This is a genomic window from Salmonella sp. 5800, from assembly GCF_046558195.1.
Lineage (GTDB): Bacteria > Pseudomonadota > Gammaproteobacteria > Enterobacterales > Enterobacteriaceae > Salmonella > Salmonella enterica.
This window is the reverse complement of record NZ_JBGDOX010000007.1, coordinates 172,024-188,981: the sequence shown is the minus strand read 5'-3', so window position 1 is coordinate 188,981 and position 16,958 is coordinate 172,024. Positions and strand designations below refer to the sequence as shown.

Genomic DNA, 16,958 nt, shown 5'->3' with positions numbered 1-16,958 from the left:
CCCAAATTAGTTGGCCAGCACCACATAATGCGAAAACTCTTTTTCACAGTATTTGCATTTGAGGGCGATATCATTGGCGCGTTTTTTCACTGCAAAGCTGGAGGATACCGGTTCCGCGTGGCTGATGCAGTTGCTGTTCGGGCAAACCAGCACATTATTAATACGCTCTGGCAGGCTGGGGCGTGATTTCCCGACTACGTCGTAGTTGTCGATGCGGTTAACAGTGGCCTGCGGCGCGTACAGAGCAAGTTGGTTAACCTGCTCATCGGTGAGAAAGGTGTTTTCTATTTTGATTAAGTCTTTACGCCCCATCTCGCCAGACGGGAGATTCAGACCGATAGTGATTCGCTGATCGGTCTCGGTCAATTTAAACAGACTCAGCAGTTTAAAGCCTACCTGCGCAGGGATATGGTCAATCACGGTGCCGCATTTAATGGCTTCAACCTGCAGTTTGTTATCGTGTGTCATCGCTTTTCTCCCTTACAGACTCAGTTCGCTATTCAGTACCAACGCCAGTAACGCCTGGCGAGCGAAAATACCGTTGCCCGCCTGTTGGAAGTACCAGGCGTGTGGCGTTTTATCCACATCCGTGGTGATTTCATCAATGCGCGGCAGCGGGTGCAGCACTTTCATATTTTCACGCGCGCCGTTCAGGTCGCTGGCGCGCAGAACAAACTGCGCCTTCACATTGGCGTACTCCGACGGGTCGAGACGCTCTTTCTGTACGCGAGTCATATAGAGGATGTCGACGTCGGCCATGACCTCTTCAATAGACCCATGCAGGCTCCAGGCCATCCCTTTTTCATCCAGCATATCCAGAATGTACTGCGGCATCGCCAGCGCGTCCGGCGCGATAAAATAAAAACGGTTGCCGCTAAATTTCGCCAGCGCCTGGGTTAGCGAATGCACGGTGCGGCCATATTTCAGATCGCCGACCATCGCGATATGCAGGTTATCCAGACGGCCCTGCGTTTCCTGGATGGTGAACAGATCCAACAGGGTCTGCGTCGGATGCTGGTTCGAACCGTCGCCCGCATTGAGCACCGGCACCTGACCGGAAAACTCCGTCGCCAGACGTGCCGCGCCTTCTTGTGGATGGCGCATCACAATCGCGTCCACGTAAGTGCTAATCACTGAGATCGTGTCGGCTAACGTTTCTCCTTTTTTCCCCAGCGACGTGTTGGCGCTGTCGGAGAAGCCCACTACGCTGGCGCCCAGGCGATGCATTGAAGTTTCAAACGACAGGCGGGTACGCGTGGAGGCTTCGAAAAAGCAGCTGGCGATCACTTTATGTTTCAATAGCTCCGGCTGCGGGTTGGCTTTTAATTTCGCCGCCGTCGCCAGTACCAGATTAAGATCGTCGCGGCTGAGGTCGTTTATGGAAATGATATGTTTTTGATATAGCGGGTTAGCCATGTTTATCTCCTGACGCCTGGGCAAAAAAAAGCCCCTCAATTGAGGGGCTTGGTATTGGTTTTCAACGGAAAGAAAAACGGCAGGCCTGCGTCCTTTTTCAGACGCGGTAAGACAGAATGTCGTACACACTGAACCATGCTTCCTCCCGGCAAATTGTCCGCGATTATACTCAGCTCTGTTTTGGGATCAAGCGAATTAATGCATGATTTACTCATCGCAAACGGTTCTTATGAATTTAAATTCATTTTAAGCAAATAATTAATTTGTTTGTGTACCAGCGCCGTACGCTGAACGACCCGTGGTGCGACCCAGACAATACTGCTACCGGCAACGACGCCGAGAATTTCCGGCAATGCGTGGTAATCCAGAATTCTCGCGACGGCGCGACCATAACCTGCCGCCGTATGGATAAGGATAAATTCGCTATTATGTTCAACGCTAACGACCATTTCGGCTATTGAACGTCCGGCATCCGGCGAAGGTCGCCGCTGGGGATTTACGGAATAAATCTTTTGTCCCTTCGTATTTCTGATTTTTATTGCGCCCAGCAGCTTGAGCAGGCGCGAAACCGTAGACTGGCTGATACCTTCAAATCCCTCATTTTGTAAATCGCGGCGAATCTCCTCCTGGGACAGGTAACTTTTTTCACTAATCAGGCGCTGACAAACCGCCAGTTGCTGTTGTTCTTTGGCGGAGTAATCATCGTATTCCTTCATAAATGCACCTTATCTTTATTATTAATATCAACGGACTGGCGAAATTCATCACATTTGTCACATCGATTGCGGATCAATCGGGCGGTTTTGCAGGAAAATGAGAAGCCGATCAAAAAAGGTGACGGCGTGCCTGATGGCGCTGTGCTTATCAGTCCTGTCGGATAAGACGCGTCGCCATCTGGCTCGTTACATCATCGCTCCGATGCTCAGTACCGCCATATTCAGCAATGTCAGGATCAGCAACAGCGGCGCGATCCATTTCAGATAGCGGACATAGGGAACCCGCGCGATCGCCAGACCGCCCATGACCACGGCGGAGGTGGGAGTAACCAGGTTCACAATCCCGGAGGCCGACTGGTAGGCGGTTACGACCAAATCCCGCTGTACGTGGGCAAAATCCGCTAACGGCGCCATAATGGGCATCGTCAATACGGCAAGACCGGAAGAGGAGGGCACCAGGAAGGAAAGCAATACTTCCAGCCAGTAGGTTACGTTTATGAAAATGGTGGTAGAGAGGCCGGAAACCAGACTTTCCGCGCTGTGCAAAATGGTGTGGGTAATCATACCGTTATCCATGACCACCACAATGCCGCGCGCGATACCAATAATTAGCGCCACGCCGAGCAAATCCCGCGCGCCGTCGATAAAGGTACTGGTGAACGCTTCCTCGCCCATCCGCGTTATCACGCCAACGATAATCGCCGCCGCCAGAAAAACGCCGGAGATTTCCGCCATCCACCAGCCGAGAACCGCCACGCCGTAAATCATCACCGCGAAAGAGGAGGCGAAGATCAGCAGCACCCATTTCCGGGTAGCCGTAAACTCCAGCAGTGTATTGGCGCGATTGCCGAGGAAATGGGCGCGATTTTCCTCCATTTTATCCGCCACGATAGAAAGCTCAGGATGGGCGCGGACTTTGCGCGCATAGCGCATTACCCAAAACACGCACAGTACGTAGCCGACAATTAACAGCAGTACGCGCATCAGCATTCCCTGAGTAAAAGGGATGCCGGCGGCGTTGGCGGCAATGACCGTGGCGAAAGGGTTAATGGTCGAACCGAGCGTGCCTATCCCCGCGCCGAGTAGTACGGTTGCCGCCGCCACTAACGGATCGAAGCGGGCCGCCATCATAACCGGCACCAGCAGCGTGTAGAAGGGCAACGACTCCTCCGCCATGCCATAGATAGTGCCGCCTGCGGCGAACAGCGCCATCAGAATGGGGATCATCCACTCATCTTTGCCGTTGAGTTTGACTGTTACCCGTTCAATACCGGCATCAATCGCCCCCGTTTTATTCACCACCCCCAGAAAGCCGCCGATAATCAAGACAAACAGCGCGACGTCAATGGCGCCGGCGGTGTAGGTTTCGTGGTTATAGAGGCCGTCAATCGGCGCCAGTAAAACAGCGGTAATCCCTTGCGGATGCGCGTCCACGGGGGCATACGTTCCCGCCACCGGCACCTCTTTTCCCAGCGTGGCGTTCATCGCCATTTGGTATTTTCCCGCCGGCACAATCCAGGTCATCACTGCGACCAGGGCAATAAGAATAAACAGGATGGTATAAGCGGTGGGAAATTTAAATTTACCCATGATGTTCTCTCCTGATATCACGGATATGCGCCGCAAGGGCGCATATCCTGTGGGATTAGTCGCCGAGCGTCGCCACCATGACCGCTTTGATGGTGTGCATCCGGTTTTCCGCTTCATCGAAGACTATCGAGCCTGCGGACTCGAACACCTCTTCCGTGACCTCCAGTCCTTTCAGGCCGTAAGCCATTTCGATTTCGCGTCCCACTTTGGTGTGCTCGTTATGGAAGGCGGGCAGGCAGTGCATAAACTTCACATCAGGATTACCGGTAGCGTTTACCACCTGCTGGTTGACCTGATATGGCGTCATCAGACTGACGCGTTCCGCCCAGGCTTCTTTGGGCTCTCCCATCGAGACCCAGACGTCGGTATAGAGGAAATCCACGCCGTGAACGCCGTCTTCAACGCTCTCCGTTAAGGTGATACGAGCGCCGGTAACGCTGGCAATTTCCCGGCACTGCGCGACCAGCGCGGCATCAGGCCAGAAGGACTTTGGCGCTATCAGGCGGATATCCATGCCCATCTTCGCCGCGCCCACCATCAGCGAGTTGCCCATGTTGTTGCGCGCGTCGCCCAGGTAGGCGAAGCTCAGTTCCGGCAGCGTTTTACCCGGCGCGTGTTCCAGCATGGTCATCAGATCGGCCAGGATCTGGGTGGGGTGAAATTCATCGGTCAGGCCGTTCCAGACGGGAACGCCCGCGTATTCCCCCAGCTCTTCCACAATGTGTTGACCAAAACCGCGATATTCGATGCCGTCATACATCCGCCCCAGGACGCGAGCAGTATCTTTCATGGACTCTTTATGGCCGATCTGCGAGCCGCTTGGGCCGAGATAAGTCACCTGCGCGCCCTGGTCGAAAGCGGCGACTTCAAACGCGCATCGGGTGCGGGTAGAGGTTTTTTCAAAAATCAGCGCGATGTTTTTGCCGATCAGCGTTTGCTTTTCGCATCCGGCTTTTTTTGCGGCTTTCAGCTCAATAGCCAGATCGATGAGGTGTTGGATTTCCGCCGGGGTGTAGTCAAGCAGCTTCAAAAAGTTACGATTTTTCAGTGAAATAACCATTACAATATCCTTGTTAAAATGAATTGCCTGATGGCGCTGCGCTTATCCGGCCCACGGTTATGCGCGCTCTGTAGGCCGAATAAGGCGGAAGCCGCCATCCGGTAAAAAGCCTTATGCGTCAACGTCGGCGGTTTCACACCGAATCAAAGTGCCTTTCTCGCCCGCGAGAATGGCTTGCCCATCCGCCAGCGAGCCGATTCCGGCAATGCCGCGGCAATGGCTGACAAACTCAGCGCAGGCGGTCACTTTCGGGCCCATCGAACCGGCGTCGAACTGCATTTCACGAAGCAGCTCCGGCGTAACTTGCGCCAGCGGGCGTTGGGTGGGCTTACCCCAGTCGAGATACACCGCGTCGGCATCGGTCAGAATGAGCAGCGCGTCGGCGTGAATTTGGCTGGCAAGCAGGGCGGCGGACAGATCTTTGTCGATCACCGCCTCGATACCGTGGTAGCCATCGGCTTTTTCCACGACCGGCACACCGCCGCCGCCGTTACAGATAACCAGGTGATCGCGGCTAATCAGCGCGCGGATGGCATCGTTTTCCACAATGCGTTTCGGCTGCGGGGAGGGCACAACGCGGCGGAAGGCGTTACCGTCGGCTTTGAATACCCAGCCCTTTTCTGCCTGTAACGCACGGGCCTGCGCTTCGTCGTAAATCGGTCCGATATATTTGGTTGGATTGAGGAATGCCGGGTCGTTGGCATCGACTTCGACCTGGGTGAGCAGGACGCTGATTTCACGCTCCGGCAGATGATTCTTCAGCGCCTGTTGCAGCATGTAGCCAATCATGCCCTGGCTTTCCGCACCGAGAATATCGAGCGGGTAGGGCGTAACGTTAGCGTAGGCGCTATTTTGTAGCGCCAGCAGTCCTACCTGTGGGCCGTTGCCGTGCACTAACACCACGCGCCATTGCCGGGTAAGCTGGGCGATGGTTCTGGCCGCCAGTTCGATATTTTTACGCTGAATATCAGCCTCCAGCGGTTCGCCGCGTTTGAGCAGCGCATTGCCGCCCAGCGCGACGACCAGTGTGCGTTTGTTTTCCATAACGTCTCCTTTAAATACCATCGCGTTCCAGTGGACAGCTCATGCAGCGTGCGCCCCCGCGCCCGCGACCCAGTTCATCGCCGGGAATGGGAAGGACGGTAATGCCGGCTTTGTCGTATTTTTCGTTGGTCCAGATGTTGCGCTCATAGCCCACCACCACGCCGGGACGCAGAGTGAGCACGTTATTGGCGTCATTCCACTGTTCGCGCTCAGCTTCAAATGCGTCGCCGCCAGTGGTGATTAAGCGCACCTGATCGATGCCAAGCGCTTTTTCAAGAGCATGAACCAGCGTGCTCTCCTGGGTTCGTTTCAGACCGCCGCGTCCGTCTGGCGTCAGCGTCCAGCACTGAACGTCCGGGCGAACGACTTCCGGATAGACGGAGAAGGTGTCGATATCAATGTGGGTCATGACGGTGTCAAGGTGCATACAGGAGCGATGTTTTGGCAGTTCAACGGCAATGACGCGTTCCGCCTGACGATGTTTAAACAATGCCTGCGCCAGGAACTCGACGCCCTGCGGCGTAGTACGTTCAGACATACCGATCAACACCGCGCCGCGGCCAATCACCAGCACATCGCCGCCCTCTAAAGTGGCGTGGTCGTAATTAATGTCCTCGTCGCCGAAATATTTAATGAAATCACCGCCTGCGAATTGAGGATGCCAGCGATAAATAGCACGTAAATTATTCGTTTCACGTTGGCGTGCAGGTTTTGCCATGGGGTTAATTGAGACGCCGTTATATATCCAGCAGGACGTGTCACGGGTAAATAGGTGATTCGGTAATGGCTTCATAATAAAGTCATTAATATCGTGAGTATCGACCACCATATTTTTTATGGAGGCGGGGATTTCGCCGTAAGTTAAACCGCCGCTTAAATGGCGAGCCAGTTCACGGTGCGGCATATCCGCCAGCCAGGCGCGAATATCTGCGGCAAAGGTGGGCCCAAGGCGATAATCGGAAATTTGCGTGTCCAGTAGCCAGGCTTTAGCGTCAGCCACATCCAGCGTTTGGGTGAGCAGGTCGGTTAACAGCAACACTTCTATCCCTTGCTGGCGCAGCGTGTTGGCAAAAATGTCATGCTCTTCGCCAGCGCGCTCTACGGATAATACATCGTCAAAAAGTAATTCCTGACAATTTGAAGGGGTAAGTCTTTTTAGGCTGAGATTGGGACGATGCAACATTACGCTGTGTAATTGACCAATTTCAGAACCGACAAAATGCTTTTCCATCATTATACCTTTTACATAATTTCAAGAATAAAGAAGGAGTGACTGCAAATATTTAGCGTGCTTGCAGTCGCGGCGTTTCAGTTAAATTCGGGAGCAATGATTGAATTTTATTTGGGTTGTTAATGTGATGAGATTCACATCAATCAAGGAGTGCTATTTTTCTTATTTAATATATGAGCCGGGTCAGAGAAATTCAAAAAACAATAAGGCATTAAATGAATTACTACGCAGCTATATGGTTTGTTATTTTTTTATTGTTAATTATTTGTTTGTTGTATTGAATGATATTTAAATCTTAACTAATTGAAAATAAAGTGATTATTCTTGAGAATTGCATAACTATGCGTGAGGGGGATTTTATTATCGGGGATATTTAAATAATTTAAAAATAACTATGGATATAGAAGTCATTTATGCGGGAAGAGCGAATTGTGATCGCTAAAACGTTTTTATGTTAACGCCTTTAATATCAAGGGGTTGTTAGTGATGGCGATTTGGCGCCGCTGGGGTTTATGCATAGGTACTGCATAAAGTTGGGCGAACTATTAACAATATATAAACACCGCTGGCGATAAACATGCGCTGGCGCAAAATCGATGAGAGTAAGGGTAGTATGGCAGCCATTTTTCTCGTATAAAGAGAAAAAATAAAACGCTGTTTTAACTAAGGGGATGCGATGATTATTGGCAATATTGAACATCTGGAGGCCTGGCTGCCGACGGCGTTACGGCAGGCGATTGAGCACGTCAATGCGCATGTCACGGCAACGACCGCGCCAGGTAAGTATGACATTGACGGCGACAGGCTGTTTTATATGATTTCTGAAAATATGACGGAGCCGGGCGAATCGCGCAGCGCAGAGTACCACGCCCGTTATCTTGATATTCAGATTGTGCTACAAGGTCAGGAAGGGATGGCATTCAGTACCCGGCCTGCGGGAACGCCGCACACGGACTGGCTGGCGGATAAAGACATTGCATTTTTACCGACGAGCATCGGCGAGAAAACCGTCGTCCTGAACGAAGGTGACTTTGTGGTGTTTTATCCCGGCGAAGTGCATAAGCCCCTGTGCGCGGTGGGAGAACCGGCGCGGGTACGTAAAGCGGTTGTGAAAATGCTGATGGCGTAATATTTTGTGCCGGATGGCGGCGCCTGCACGTTGCGATTTTGTAGGCCAACCGCCATCCGGCATCATAACGACATTATTTAGACAGCGTCGCTACCATTACTGCTTTGATGGTATGCATTCGGTTTTCCGCTTCATCAAAGACAATGCTGGCCGCAGACTCAAAAACCTCGTCGGTCACTTCCATCCCGCCATGTAAACCGTACTCTTCGGCCATTTTTTTGCCGAGCGTGGTTTCGTCATCATGGAACGCAGGCAGACAATGCAGGAACTTAACCTGCGGATTGCCGGTTAACGCCATCATCTGGCTGTTGACCTGATAATCACGCAGCAGGGCAATACGCTCCGCCCATTTCTCTTTGGGTTCGCCCATAGAGACCCAAACATCGGTATAGATAAAATCCGCGCCTTTTACGCCCGAGGCGATATCTTCGGTCAGGGTGATGGCGCCGCCGTTCTTTTTCGCCATGGCGCTGCACTCCGCCACTAACGCGGCTTGCGGCCAGCAGGCTTTTGGCGCGACCAGACGGAGATCCAATCCTGTTAACGCGGCGGCTTCCAGCATGGAGTTACCCATGTTATTACGCGCGTCTCCGGCATAGACCAACGTCATCTCGTTAAAGGCTTTACCCGGCAGATGTTCCTGCATGGTGAGCAGATCCGCCAGTAATTGCGTTGGGTGATACTCATCGGTTAAACCGTTCCATACCGGCACACCGGAATATTCAGCCAGCGTTTCGACGATCTCCTGGCCATATCCTCGATACTGAATACCGTCAAACATCCGGCCCAGGACGCGGGCAGTATCTTTGATGGACTCTTTATGGCCGATCTGGCTCCCGCTGGAACCCAGGTACGTCACGCGCGCCCCCTGATCGTATGCGGCAACTTCGAAAGAGCATCGTGTCCGGGTCGAGTCTTTTTCGAAGATGAGCGCAATATTCTTACCCACCAGCTTTTGTTCTTCTTTACCGTTTTTCTTATCGGCTTTCAGTTTGGCGGCAAGCTGCAACAGAGCAGTGAGCTCGCTGGCGGTGAAATCAAGTAACTTTAAAAAAGGTTTTTGGTAAAACGTAGACATACTTCCCTCACATGGCTTAGGCCTCTCATTGAATTAAAATTCACTTTATATGGATGATTATTCATTTGCAACCCTGTTTGATAAAACTTTTCTCGATAAGGTGGAGGCAACGTCGGCGGTATGTGACAATAAGAGTATCGGCAGGACATCTATGAGGAACGAGCTATGGCAAACCCGGAATTACTGGAAGAGCAGCGTGAAGAAACGCGGTTAATTATTGAAGAGTTACTTGAGGACGGCAGCGATCCGGATGCGCTGTACACTATCGAGCATCACCTTTCCGCTGACGATTTCGAAACGTTGGAAAAAGCCGCGGTAGAAGCCTTTAAACTCGGCTATGAAGTGACGGAGCCGGAAGAGCTGGAAGTGGAAGAGGGCGATACGGTTATTTGTTGCGACATCCTCAGCGAGTGCGCGTTGAACGCCGAACTCATCGACGCTCAGGTTGAGCAACTGATGAACCTGGCAGAAAAATATGATGTCGAATACGACGGCTGGGGAACCTATTTTGAAGACCCTAATGGCGAAGAGGGTGATGACGACGATTATGTCGATGAAGATGACGACGGCGTGCGTCACTAAAGCTGCATAGTATGACGGTACGGCAGCGTCTGCTGTCGTATTTTTTTAACAGGTTACGTATGAATTACCCGCAAATACTCTCTCCGGTGCTTAATTTCCTGCATTGCCCGACGCCGCAGGCGTGGATTGTCCAGGCCCGCGATCCGCAAAATCTTCCTCTTCTGCTTACCGATCACTTGATCTGCGAACTGAAGGCTGCGCAAACCGCGTTGCTGTTGGTGCGTAAATATGTCGCCGATAAATCGGGCGCCGACGCGCTGCTCGCCTGGCTGCAACCTTACGAGGCGTTCGCGTTTCGTCAGGGGCCGGAGCCGGATTTTGTTGCCCTGCATAAACAGATTAGCAAAAGCGCCATGCCGCAAACTGATGACCCCTGGGGTCGTCAGCTTATCGACCATATGGTGTTATTGATTAAAGAGGAGTTGCACCATTTTTGGCAGGTACGCGAGGTCATGCAGGTCAGAAACATTCCTTATGTGAAAATCACCGCCAGCCGCTACGCGAAAGGAATGTTGAAAGCGGTACGCACGCACGAACCGCTCACCTTAATTGATAAGCTGATTTGCGGGGCGTATATCGAAGCCCGCTCCTGCGAACGTTTTGCCGCTCTGGCGCCCTGGCTGGATGAGGATTTACAGACGTTTTATCTCTCGCTTCTGCGCTCCGAAGCGCGGCATTATCAGGATTACCTGGCGCTGGCGCAGCAGATTTCCGCCGAGGACATTTCTGCGCGCGTGCGCTATTTTGGCGAGGTGGAAGCTGACCTTATCTTGTCGCCAGACCGCGAGTTTCGTTTTCATAGCGGCGTGCCAGCCGCCGGATAAAGGGTAAAATTAAAGATTAGCGTTTTTATCTTTTACGCTGTCGCCACCTGCAAAATTTGTGGTGGTCATCCGCCCGGCATCAAGCTGCTGGCGAGCAGGAAAGGTCATTTTCATGATATTCTGTTCTGAGTAAAGCCTGCCAGCGGCAGGCAAAAAAGAACTCACTCAGTGTTATATTCCCGAAAGTTGACCGTGAATAATGCCATTTTTGCATCAACCACTACGGGTTTTTGTGTTGAAATAGTTACTGTTTCACGCCTTTTGACGCTTCAGAGCAGGTCTTGCCAACAAAAGTTTGTTTAATTTTGTTGATGGAGGTTGTTTTATTACCTCCTGCATCGACATCCGATTTCATGGTCATCGCAAATTCTGTATCGCTTATTTTCGTCGTTTCTACAATAGAGTGCGATTTGACATCAGGATTATTACAGACAGTCTCATTGATCAGTTTGGTATCCGTACTTTCTACAAATGTTGTCGTGCAACCGCCTGCACTGGTAGAAAAACCCTTCACCATTTTTTTAGAATCTTCAGACATTTTAGGGGTATAACACATAAGCGTCGCTATGCCCGAATTTTTTTCATCCATTAATACTTCTTTTGTATCTGGATTGATGGTGCGCATTTCTATATTTTCCATTTTCCATTCGCCGGGCTGTATATCTAATGCATATACATTAGAGATACTAATAAACATAGCGGGGAAAACAATTGCTGATAATAGGCGTTTCATTTATAACTTCCTTGAATAATAAGTGATTCCCGGATAACAGGATGTTTCCGGGATTACTTATATCAGCAAAAATAATACCTGGCGAGGATAAATAAACGCCTGGTTTTCAGAGATCCTTTAACATCCTCACTTCGCAATCGACATGTCCGGTGCAGCCGAGCGGTTCGCTAATATGTTCAAATCCTAAACGTTCGTATAGCGCAATCGCCTCGCGTAAAAAAGCCGTTGTTTCCAGATAGCAGCGTTTAAAACCCTGTTCACGGGCATGATCCAGCGCCATCAGCGCCAGCTTTTTCGCCAGCCCCTGACCACGAATCATCGGTAAAAAATACATTTTTTGCAGTTCACAAATGTCTGGTTCGCTACAGGATAACGGCGCCACGCCGCCGCCGCCCACCACACAACCGTTTTGCTCTACCACCCAGTAGGCCGCGCCCGGTTGGCTATAAACCTGATACAGTTCATCCAGATTGGGGTCGGCAACGGTATAACCTTTATCGGCGGTAAGTCCGTATTCCGCTGAAACCTGACGGATGACACGAGCAATAGCGGCATTGTCGGCGGTAGTGATTCGGCGCACCGTGAGCGTTGGCGAGGCGACATTATTCATAATATGGCTCAATTTTTAAAATTTATTTATAGATTACTTTAATACCACCGTCTTGAGTCACGCGCAAGGAGATCCTGAATCAGACAAAATAAAAGGCGGAAAAATTAAACAAAAATAGTATTGTAGTCGAATCAGTAACAATCTACTGATTTTTATTATTAATTCTAATAGACTGCAAGTCAGGGATATGATTCATGAATAACGTTATCAGTAGTAAAGATAACCATAATCACACGTTGGTGTTTACAGGCAAGGGCGGAAAGTATTTTGTTATTTGCCTTGTGAATTTCTTGTTGACGTGTATCACGTTGGGAATCTATGCGCCGTGGGCGATGGTGAAATGTCGACGTTATATTTATACTAATATGACGCTAAACAATCAGCCTTTTGCTTACAAAGCCACGGGCGGCGCATTATTTATTAGTGTGTTGTTAGTTTTTATTATTTATATTGTTAGCCTCTCTCTTATTGAACACGGTCATCCCGGTCTCGGTTTTACGCTATTCGGCTTATTAATTGCGATTATTCCTTTTATGGCGGTGAAAGGATTACAGTATCAGGCGATGATGACTTCGCTTAATGGCGTACATTTTGGATTCCAGTGTTCCATGCGGCGAGCCTGGTGGTACATGTTCGCTCTCCCGGTACTCCTGATGGTGGCGCTTTATATTGTTCTTTATATTATCTCACTGGTAACCATCGCCGTCGGCGGTTTAGTGTTCAATATCGTTTTTCTCGGTTTGCTGGCTATTATTGGGATAGGGGTCATTAACGGTATTACCTACAGCAAATGGATGACCTTGTTTGGCAATGGCGCAAACTTTGGCATTCATCGTTTCTCGATTCAGGTTAATGTTAAAACGTGCATCAGAGGGTGCGTGTTGGCAATGTTGACCCTTTTCCCTTTTGCTGTCGTGATTGGTTATCTAATCGCGCCGGTGTTCACCGACATGATTCTTTTGAGTATGATGGGGAATGCGCAGGCAGAAGGGGCGCTTATTCTGCAATATTATAGCCAGATAATGGCATGTTATTTCCTCTATTTTCTCGCGATTATTGTGGTAACCAGTTACTTATATGTGGCGTTACGCAACCTGTTTTTAAACAATTTGTCACTGGCGAACGATTCGATTCGTTTTCATTCCTCTGTCACTTCACACGGTATGCTGTGGCGGTTACTGGTGGTGTTTGTGATTTCCGGCGTGACCTTAGGGCTGGCTTATCCGTGGTTGAAAATTGGGCTGGTGAGCTGGCTGGCGCAGAATACACAGGTCCAGGGCGATCTGGATTCACTTGAGTTAACCAATGATGAGACGCCGCTGGAAAATGGCCCGCTAATGTGGATTTCTCGTGGCATCATGCCTTACTTCCCGTTTATCTGATGTAAAAAGGCCGACGTTTACGTCGGCCCATAATTCATGTTGTCGGATGGCGGCGTGAATGCCTTATCCGGCCTACCGATCGCGCCATTTCAATAAGCGAACGTGTAGGCCTGGTAAGCGAAGCGCCATCAGGCTTTCAGATTACAGCGCGGCGATAACCGCCTGCTGCTCAATCAGCTTCGCTTTCGCTTCTGCGTAACCGTCCAGCTTCTCACGCTCTTTGGCAATGACCGCTTCCGGCGCGCGGGCAACGAAACCTTCGTTGGAGAGTTTGCCTTCGATACGGGCAATCTCGCCTTCGATTTTCGCCACTTCTTTCGCCAGACGCGCCAGCTCATCGTCTTTGTTGATGAGGCCAGCCATCGGGATCAGCAGTTCAGCGCCGTCGATGATTTTGGTCACGGAAACCGGGCCTTTGTCATCAGCTGGCAGCACGGTGATGCTTTCCAGACGCGCCAGGGTTTGCAGGAAGCTACGGTTGTCGTTAACACGACGAACGGCTTCTTCACTACAGCCGCGCAGCAGCAGTTCCAGCGGTTTGCCCGGGGCGATGTTCATTTCCGCACGAATGTTACGTACCGCGACGATCGCCTGCTTCAGCCACTCGGTATCGGCCAACGCGGCTTCATCCACCTGTGCGGCGTTATATTCCGGGAACGGCTGCAGCATAATGGTATCGGCGATAATGCCACAGATAACCTTCACGCGCTGCCAGATGGTTTCGGTGATGAACGGGATGATCGGGTGCGCCAGGCGCAGCAGACCTTCCAGTACGGTGACCAGCGTATGGCGGGTGCCGCGCAGTTCAGACTCGGAACCCCCGGTCATTACCGGCTTGGTCAGCTCCAGATACCAGTCGCAGAACTGGTTCCAGGTGAATTCATACAGAATGCCCGCGGCGATGTCGAAGCGGAAGCTGTCCAGCGCGTCGCGGTAGGCTTTAACGGTCTGGTTGAATTCCGCCAGGATCCAGCGGTCCGCCAGCGACAGCGTCATTTCGCCGCCGTTGAAGCCGCAATCCTGCTCTTCGGTGTTCATCAGCACAAAGCGGCTGGCGTTCCACAGCTTGTTACAGAAGTTACGATAACCTTCCAGACGCTTCATATCCCAGTTGATGTCGCGGCCGGTCGAGGCCAGCGCCGCCAGGGTAAAGCGCAGGGCGTCGGTGCCGTGCGGCTCAATGCCGTTCGGGAACTGCTTCTCGGTACGCTTGCGGATTTTCTCCGCCATCTGCGGCTGCATCATGTTGCCGGTGCGTTTTTCCAGCAGTTCCGGCAGGGAGATGCCGTCCACCATATCCAGCGGGTCGATAACGTTACCCTTGGATTTGGACATCTTCTGGCCTTCGTCGTCGCGAATCAGACCGGTCATGTAGACAGTATGGAACGGCACCTGCGGCTTGCCGTTTTCATCTTTGATGAAGTGCATGGTCATCATGATCATGCGGGCAATCCAGAAGAAGATGATATCGAAGCCGGACACCATCACGCTGGTGGGGTGGAACTGACGCAGCGCGTCGGTGTTTTCCGGCCAGCCGAGGGTGGAGAAAGTCCACAGCGCGGAGGAGAACCAGGTATCAAGAACGTCTTCGTCCTGACGAAGCGCAACGTCGGCGCCGAGGCTATTTTCCTGACGCACTTCGTCTTCGGTACGGCCAACGTAGACGTTGCCGTCGTTGTCGTACCATGCCGGGATACGGTGACCCCACCACAACTGACGAGAGATACACCAGTCCTGGATATCACGCATCCAGGAGAAGTACATGTTTTCGTACTGCTTCGGCACGAACTGAATGTCGCCGTTCTCAACCGCTTCCACCGCCGGTTTCGCCAGCACGTCGGCACGGACGTACCACTGGTCGGTCAGCATCGGTTCGATAACTACACCGCCACGGTCGCCGTAAGGAACGGTCAGATCGTGCGGTTTAATTTCTTCCAGCAGGCCCAGCGCGTCAACGGCAGCAACGATGGCCTTACGGGCAGCAAAGCGTTCCAGCTTCTGGAACTCAGCCGGAATCTCGCTGGAATAAACGTCAGACTCTTCACCTTTGGTATCGAACACTTCCGCGCTTTCGCGAATGTCGCCGTCAAAGGTCAGGATGTTGATCATCGGCAGGGCGTGACGTTTCCCGACTTCATAGTCGTTAAAGTCGTGCGCCGGGGTGATCTTCACGCAGCCGGTGCCTTTTTCCATATCGGCGTGTTCGTCGCCCACAATCGGAATGCGGCGGTTAACCAGCGGCAGAATAACGAATTTGCCAATCAGATCTTTATAACGCGGATCTTCCGGGTTCACGGCCACGCCGGTATCGCCCAATACGGTTTCCGGACGAGTGGTGGCGACGACCAGGTAATCTTTACCGTCTGCGGTTTTCGCGCCATCGGCCAGCGGATAGCGGATGTGCCACATCGAGCCTTTGGACTCGCGGTTTTCCACTTCCAGGTCAGAGATGGCGGTGCGCAGTTTCGGGTCCCAGTTCACCAGGCGTTTGCCACGGTAAATCAGGTCTTCTTTGTACAGGCGAACAAAGACTTCTTTCACGGCATTGGAAAGGCCTTCGTCCATGGTGAAGCGCTCGCGCTCCCAGTCAACGGAGTTGCCGAGACGGCGCATCTGACGGGTAATGGTGCCGCCGGATTCCGCTTTCCACTGCCAGATTTTGTCGATAAACGCATCGCGGCCGTAGTCGTGACGGGTTTTACCTTCTTCAGCGGCAATCTTGCGCTCAACCACCATCTGGGTTGCGATCCCTGCGTGGTCGGTGCCGACCTGCCACAGGGTGTTTTTACCCTGCATACGCTGGTAACGGATCATGGTATCCATGATGGTTTGCTGGAAAGCATGTCCCATATGCAAACTGCCGGTGACGTTCGGCGGCGGGATCATGATGCAGAAGGACTCTTTGCTTTCGTCGCCGTTAGGCTTGAAATAGCCCTGCTTTTCCCAGTGCTCGTAAAGCGGCTGTTCGATATCTTGGGGGTTATATGTCTTTTCCATTATTTCCAGGTTGCCGTATTCAGGTTAAAACCAGCCACGCGGTAGGCTTTGTAGCGTTCGCGCGCCAGTTGTTTCAAAGTTTCTTCGTAAGGGACGAAGTCTACCACTTCTGTGAAAGCGGTGGCAAAATCTGCAAAGCTTGTACGCAGGCTGATTAAAATATCGCGTGGGCTGCTGTTGCGTTTTTCCGGCCAGGCGATTTCGACCGGCGCGCCGCCGCGTGGGCCTTCGCCTGCCAGATTGTGCGGGACAAAACTTTCCGCCGGTCTCGCCCACAGCGCTTCATCCAGCCGAATGGCCTGCTTCTCATCTTCGCAGGCGATCAGCACGCGCTTGCTGGCGCGCCAACGTTCTGCGGCAATTTCACACACCAGTTGTTCAACGGCGCTTAAACCGTTGACGGTAGTGTCATTATCCAAAAGATAGAACGTCGCATTTTTCATATATGGGGCTTCTTGTGGTGGATTTAAATGCGTTGCCATGATGCCTCCCGTAGGCCGGATAAGCGCAGCGCCATCCGGCAAAACGCCTGATGGCGGCGCTAATACGCCTTATCAGGCCTACGG

General features: G+C 51.8%; 18 protein-coding genes and 1 pseudogene. 5 read left to right on the top strand and 14 right to left on the bottom strand.

The window, feature by feature from the left end:
- Positions 1-6: 6 nt before the first annotated feature.
- From pyrI to pyrL, 3 genes are read right to left on the bottom strand one after another with little or no spacing between them, the layout of a single operon-like run.
- On the bottom strand, positions 7-468 hold the full coding sequence (gene pyrI / locus ACLJZ5_RS14810; protein WP_000148567.1) for an aspartate carbamoyltransferase regulatory subunit: 462 nt from the start codon (positions 466-468) through the stop codon (positions 7-9).
- A 12-nt stretch (positions 469-480) separates the two neighbouring features.
- Positions 481-1,416: an aspartate carbamoyltransferase gene (pyrB, locus tag ACLJZ5_RS14805; protein ID WP_000013055.1), complete on the bottom strand. Its 936-nt coding sequence runs from the start codon at positions 1,414-1,416 to the stop codon at positions 481-483.
- A 35-nt stretch (positions 1,417-1,451) separates the two neighbouring features.
- A complete protein-coding gene (pyrL, locus tag ACLJZ5_RS14800) occupies positions 1,452-1,553 on the bottom strand; it encodes a pyr operon leader peptide (RefSeq protein WP_000249504.1) in 102 nt (33 codons plus the stop codon).
- Between pyrL and ACLJZ5_RS14795 the strand changes: the two are divergent.
- Positions 1,533-1,674 (top strand): annotated as a pseudogene (locus ACLJZ5_RS14795) (hypothetical protein). The gene pyrL and the pseudogene ACLJZ5_RS14795 overlap by 21 nt on opposite strands.
- Here the strand turns inward: ACLJZ5_RS14795 and ACLJZ5_RS14790 are convergent.
- From ACLJZ5_RS14790 to arcA, 5 genes are all read right to left on the bottom strand, one after another.
- Entirely contained in the window at positions 1,644-2,132 is a 489-nt protein-coding gene (locus ACLJZ5_RS14790) for an arginine repressor (RefSeq protein WP_000666051.1), read from the bottom strand. The pseudogene ACLJZ5_RS14795 and the gene ACLJZ5_RS14790 overlap by 31 nt on opposite strands.
- Positions 2,133-2,318: 186 nt before the next feature.
- Positions 2,319-3,722, bottom strand: coding sequence for a YfcC family protein (locus ACLJZ5_RS14785; RefSeq protein WP_024797432.1), 1,404 nt, complete (start codon positions 3,720-3,722; stop codon positions 2,319-2,321).
- A gap of 55 nt (positions 3,723-3,777) precedes the next feature.
- The gene (gene argF / locus ACLJZ5_RS14780) at positions 3,778-4,782 is read right to left on the bottom strand and encodes an ornithine carbamoyltransferase (RefSeq protein ID WP_000237031.1); all 1,005 of its coding nucleotides are present in this window, start codon (positions 4,780-4,782) and stop codon (positions 3,778-3,780) included.
- Between the two features lie 111 nt (positions 4,783-4,893).
- Positions 4,894-5,826 carry a carbamate kinase gene (gene arcC / locus ACLJZ5_RS14775; protein ID WP_000428751.1) on the bottom strand — a complete coding sequence of 311 codons (933 nt, stop codon included), beginning with the start codon at positions 5,824-5,826 and terminating at the stop codon, positions 4,894-4,896.
- 10 nt (positions 5,827-5,836) lie between these two features.
- Complete coding sequence (gene arcA / locus ACLJZ5_RS14770) at positions 5,837-7,057, bottom strand: arginine deiminase (RefSeq protein WP_024797433.1); 1,221 nt, start codon at positions 7,055-7,057, stop codon at positions 5,837-5,839.
- Between the two features lie 676 nt (positions 7,058-7,733).
- On the opposite strand from arcA, the gene ACLJZ5_RS14765 reads away from it, so the two are divergent.
- Positions 7,734-8,186: a YhcH/YjgK/YiaL family protein gene (locus ACLJZ5_RS14765; RefSeq protein ID WP_000583453.1), complete on the top strand. Its 453-nt coding sequence runs from the start codon at positions 7,734-7,736 to the stop codon at positions 8,184-8,186.
- A 73-nt stretch (positions 8,187-8,259) separates the two neighbouring features.
- On the opposite strand, the gene argF (ACLJZ5_RS14760) is transcribed toward ACLJZ5_RS14765, so the two are convergent.
- Positions 8,260-9,264 carry an ornithine carbamoyltransferase gene (gene argF / locus ACLJZ5_RS14760; protein WP_000103041.1) on the bottom strand — a complete coding sequence of 335 codons (1,005 nt, stop codon included), beginning with the start codon at positions 9,262-9,264 and terminating at the stop codon, positions 8,260-8,262.
- Positions 9,234-9,329 carry a putative translational regulatory protein ArgL gene (gene argL / locus ACLJZ5_RS14755; protein WP_223148976.1) on the bottom strand — a complete coding sequence of 32 codons (96 nt, stop codon included), beginning with the start codon at positions 9,327-9,329 and terminating at the stop codon, positions 9,234-9,236. Before argL ends, argF (ACLJZ5_RS14760) begins: the two co-directional genes overlap by 31 nt.
- Positions 9,330-9,429: 100 nt before the next feature.
- Between argL and rraB the strand changes: the two genes are divergently transcribed.
- Complete coding sequence (gene rraB / locus ACLJZ5_RS14750) at positions 9,430-9,846, top strand: ribonuclease E inhibitor RraB (protein ID WP_000002940.1); 417 nt, start codon at positions 9,430-9,432, stop codon at positions 9,844-9,846.
- 11 nt (positions 9,847-9,857) lie between these two features.
- Entirely contained in the window at positions 9,858-10,670 is an 813-nt protein-coding gene (gene miaE, locus ACLJZ5_RS14745; protein WP_049826045.1) for a tRNA isopentenyl-2-thiomethyl-A-37 hydroxylase MiaE, read from the top strand.
- A 244-nt stretch (positions 10,671-10,914) separates the two neighbouring features.
- On the opposite strand, the gene ACLJZ5_RS14740 is transcribed toward miaE, so the two are convergent.
- Positions 10,915-11,403: a DUF3617 domain-containing protein gene (locus tag ACLJZ5_RS14740; protein WP_000826193.1), complete on the bottom strand. Its 489-nt coding sequence runs from the start codon at positions 11,401-11,403 to the stop codon at positions 10,915-10,917.
- 106 nt (positions 11,404-11,509) lie between these two features.
- Complete coding sequence (locus ACLJZ5_RS14735; RefSeq protein ID WP_024797435.1) at positions 11,510-12,013, bottom strand: GNAT family N-acetyltransferase; 504 nt, start codon at positions 12,011-12,013, stop codon at positions 11,510-11,512.
- A gap of 194 nt (positions 12,014-12,207) precedes the next feature.
- On the opposite strand from ACLJZ5_RS14735, the gene ACLJZ5_RS14730 reads away from it, so the two are divergent.
- Positions 12,208-13,395 (top strand): YjgN family protein, encoded by a 1,188-nt coding sequence (locus tag ACLJZ5_RS14730; RefSeq protein ID WP_024797436.1) that lies wholly within the window; start codon positions 12,208-12,210, stop codon positions 13,393-13,395.
- A gap of 141 nt (positions 13,396-13,536) precedes the next feature.
- Here ACLJZ5_RS14730 and ACLJZ5_RS14725 read toward each other — a convergent pair whose 3' ends face one another.
- Positions 13,537-16,392, bottom strand: a complete 2,856-nt coding sequence (locus ACLJZ5_RS14725; RefSeq protein WP_024797437.1) for a valine--tRNA ligase — start codon at positions 16,390-16,392, stop codon at positions 13,537-13,539.
- Positions 16,392-16,835: a DNA polymerase III subunit chi gene (gene holC / locus ACLJZ5_RS14720; protein WP_024797438.1), complete on the bottom strand. Its 444-nt coding sequence runs from the start codon at positions 16,833-16,835 to the stop codon at positions 16,392-16,394. The genes ACLJZ5_RS14725 and holC overlap by 1 nt, the downstream gene beginning before the upstream one ends.
- Positions 16,836-16,958: the final 123 nt, after the last annotated feature.

What these genes read in the sequence shown, in the direction of transcription:
- ACLJZ5_RS14765 (WP_000583453.1), top strand. Translation starts at nt 7,734, where the DNA reads ATGATTATTGGCAATATTGAACATCTGGAGGCCTGGCTGCCGACGGCG.
- holC (WP_024797438.1), bottom strand. Translation starts at nt 16,835, where the DNA reads ATGAAAAATGCGACGTTCTATCTTTTGGATAATGACACTACCGTCAAC.
- ACLJZ5_RS14790 (WP_000666051.1), bottom strand. Translation starts at nt 2,132, where the DNA reads ATGAAGGAATACGATGATTACTCCGCCAAAGAACAACAGCAACTGGCG.
- arcC (WP_000428751.1), bottom strand. Translation starts at nt 5,826, where the DNA reads ATGGAAAACAAACGCACACTGGTCGTCGCGCTGGGCGGCAATGCGCTG.
- pyrI (WP_000148567.1), bottom strand. Translation starts at nt 468, where the DNA reads ATGACACACGATAACAAACTGCAGGTTGAAGCCATTAAATGCGGCACC.
- ACLJZ5_RS14740 (WP_000826193.1), bottom strand. Translation starts at nt 11,403, where the DNA reads ATGAAACGCCTATTATCAGCAATTGTTTTCCCCGCTATGTTTATTAGT.
- ACLJZ5_RS14785 (WP_024797432.1), bottom strand. Translation starts at nt 3,722, where the DNA reads ATGGGTAAATTTAAATTTCCCACCGCTTATACCATCCTGTTTATTCTT.
- pyrB (WP_000013055.1), bottom strand. Translation starts at nt 1,416, where the DNA reads ATGGCTAACCCGCTATATCAAAAACATATCATTTCCATAAACGACCTC.
- miaE (WP_049826045.1), top strand. Translation starts at nt 9,858, where the DNA reads ATGACGGTACGGCAGCGTCTGCTGTCGTATTTTTTTAACAGGTTACGT.
- argF (WP_000237031.1), bottom strand. Translation starts at nt 4,782, where the DNA reads ATGGTTATTTCACTGAAAAATCGTAACTTTTTGAAGCTGCTTGACTAC.
- rraB (WP_000002940.1), top strand. Translation starts at nt 9,430, where the DNA reads ATGGCAAACCCGGAATTACTGGAAGAGCAGCGTGAAGAAACGCGGTTA.
- argL (WP_223148976.1), bottom strand. Translation starts at nt 9,329, where the DNA reads ATGAATAATCATCCATATAAAGTGAATTTTAATTCAATGAGAGGCCTA.
- arcA (WP_024797433.1), bottom strand. Translation starts at nt 7,057, where the DNA reads ATGGAAAAGCATTTTGTCGGTTCTGAAATTGGTCAATTACACAGCGTA.
- ACLJZ5_RS14735 (WP_024797435.1), bottom strand. Translation starts at nt 12,013, where the DNA reads ATGAATAATGTCGCCTCGCCAACGCTCACGGTGCGCCGAATCACTACC.
- ACLJZ5_RS14730 (WP_024797436.1), top strand. Translation starts at nt 12,208, where the DNA reads ATGAATAACGTTATCAGTAGTAAAGATAACCATAATCACACGTTGGTG.
- pyrL (WP_000249504.1), bottom strand. Translation starts at nt 1,553, where the DNA reads ATGGTTCAGTGTGTACGACATTCTGTCTTACCGCGTCTGAAAAAGGAC.
- ACLJZ5_RS14725 (WP_024797437.1), bottom strand. Translation starts at nt 16,392, where the DNA reads ATGGAAAAGACATATAACCCCCAAGATATCGAACAGCCGCTTTACGAG.
- argF (WP_000103041.1), bottom strand. Translation starts at nt 9,264, where the DNA reads ATGTCTACGTTTTACCAAAAACCTTTTTTAAAGTTACTTGATTTCACC.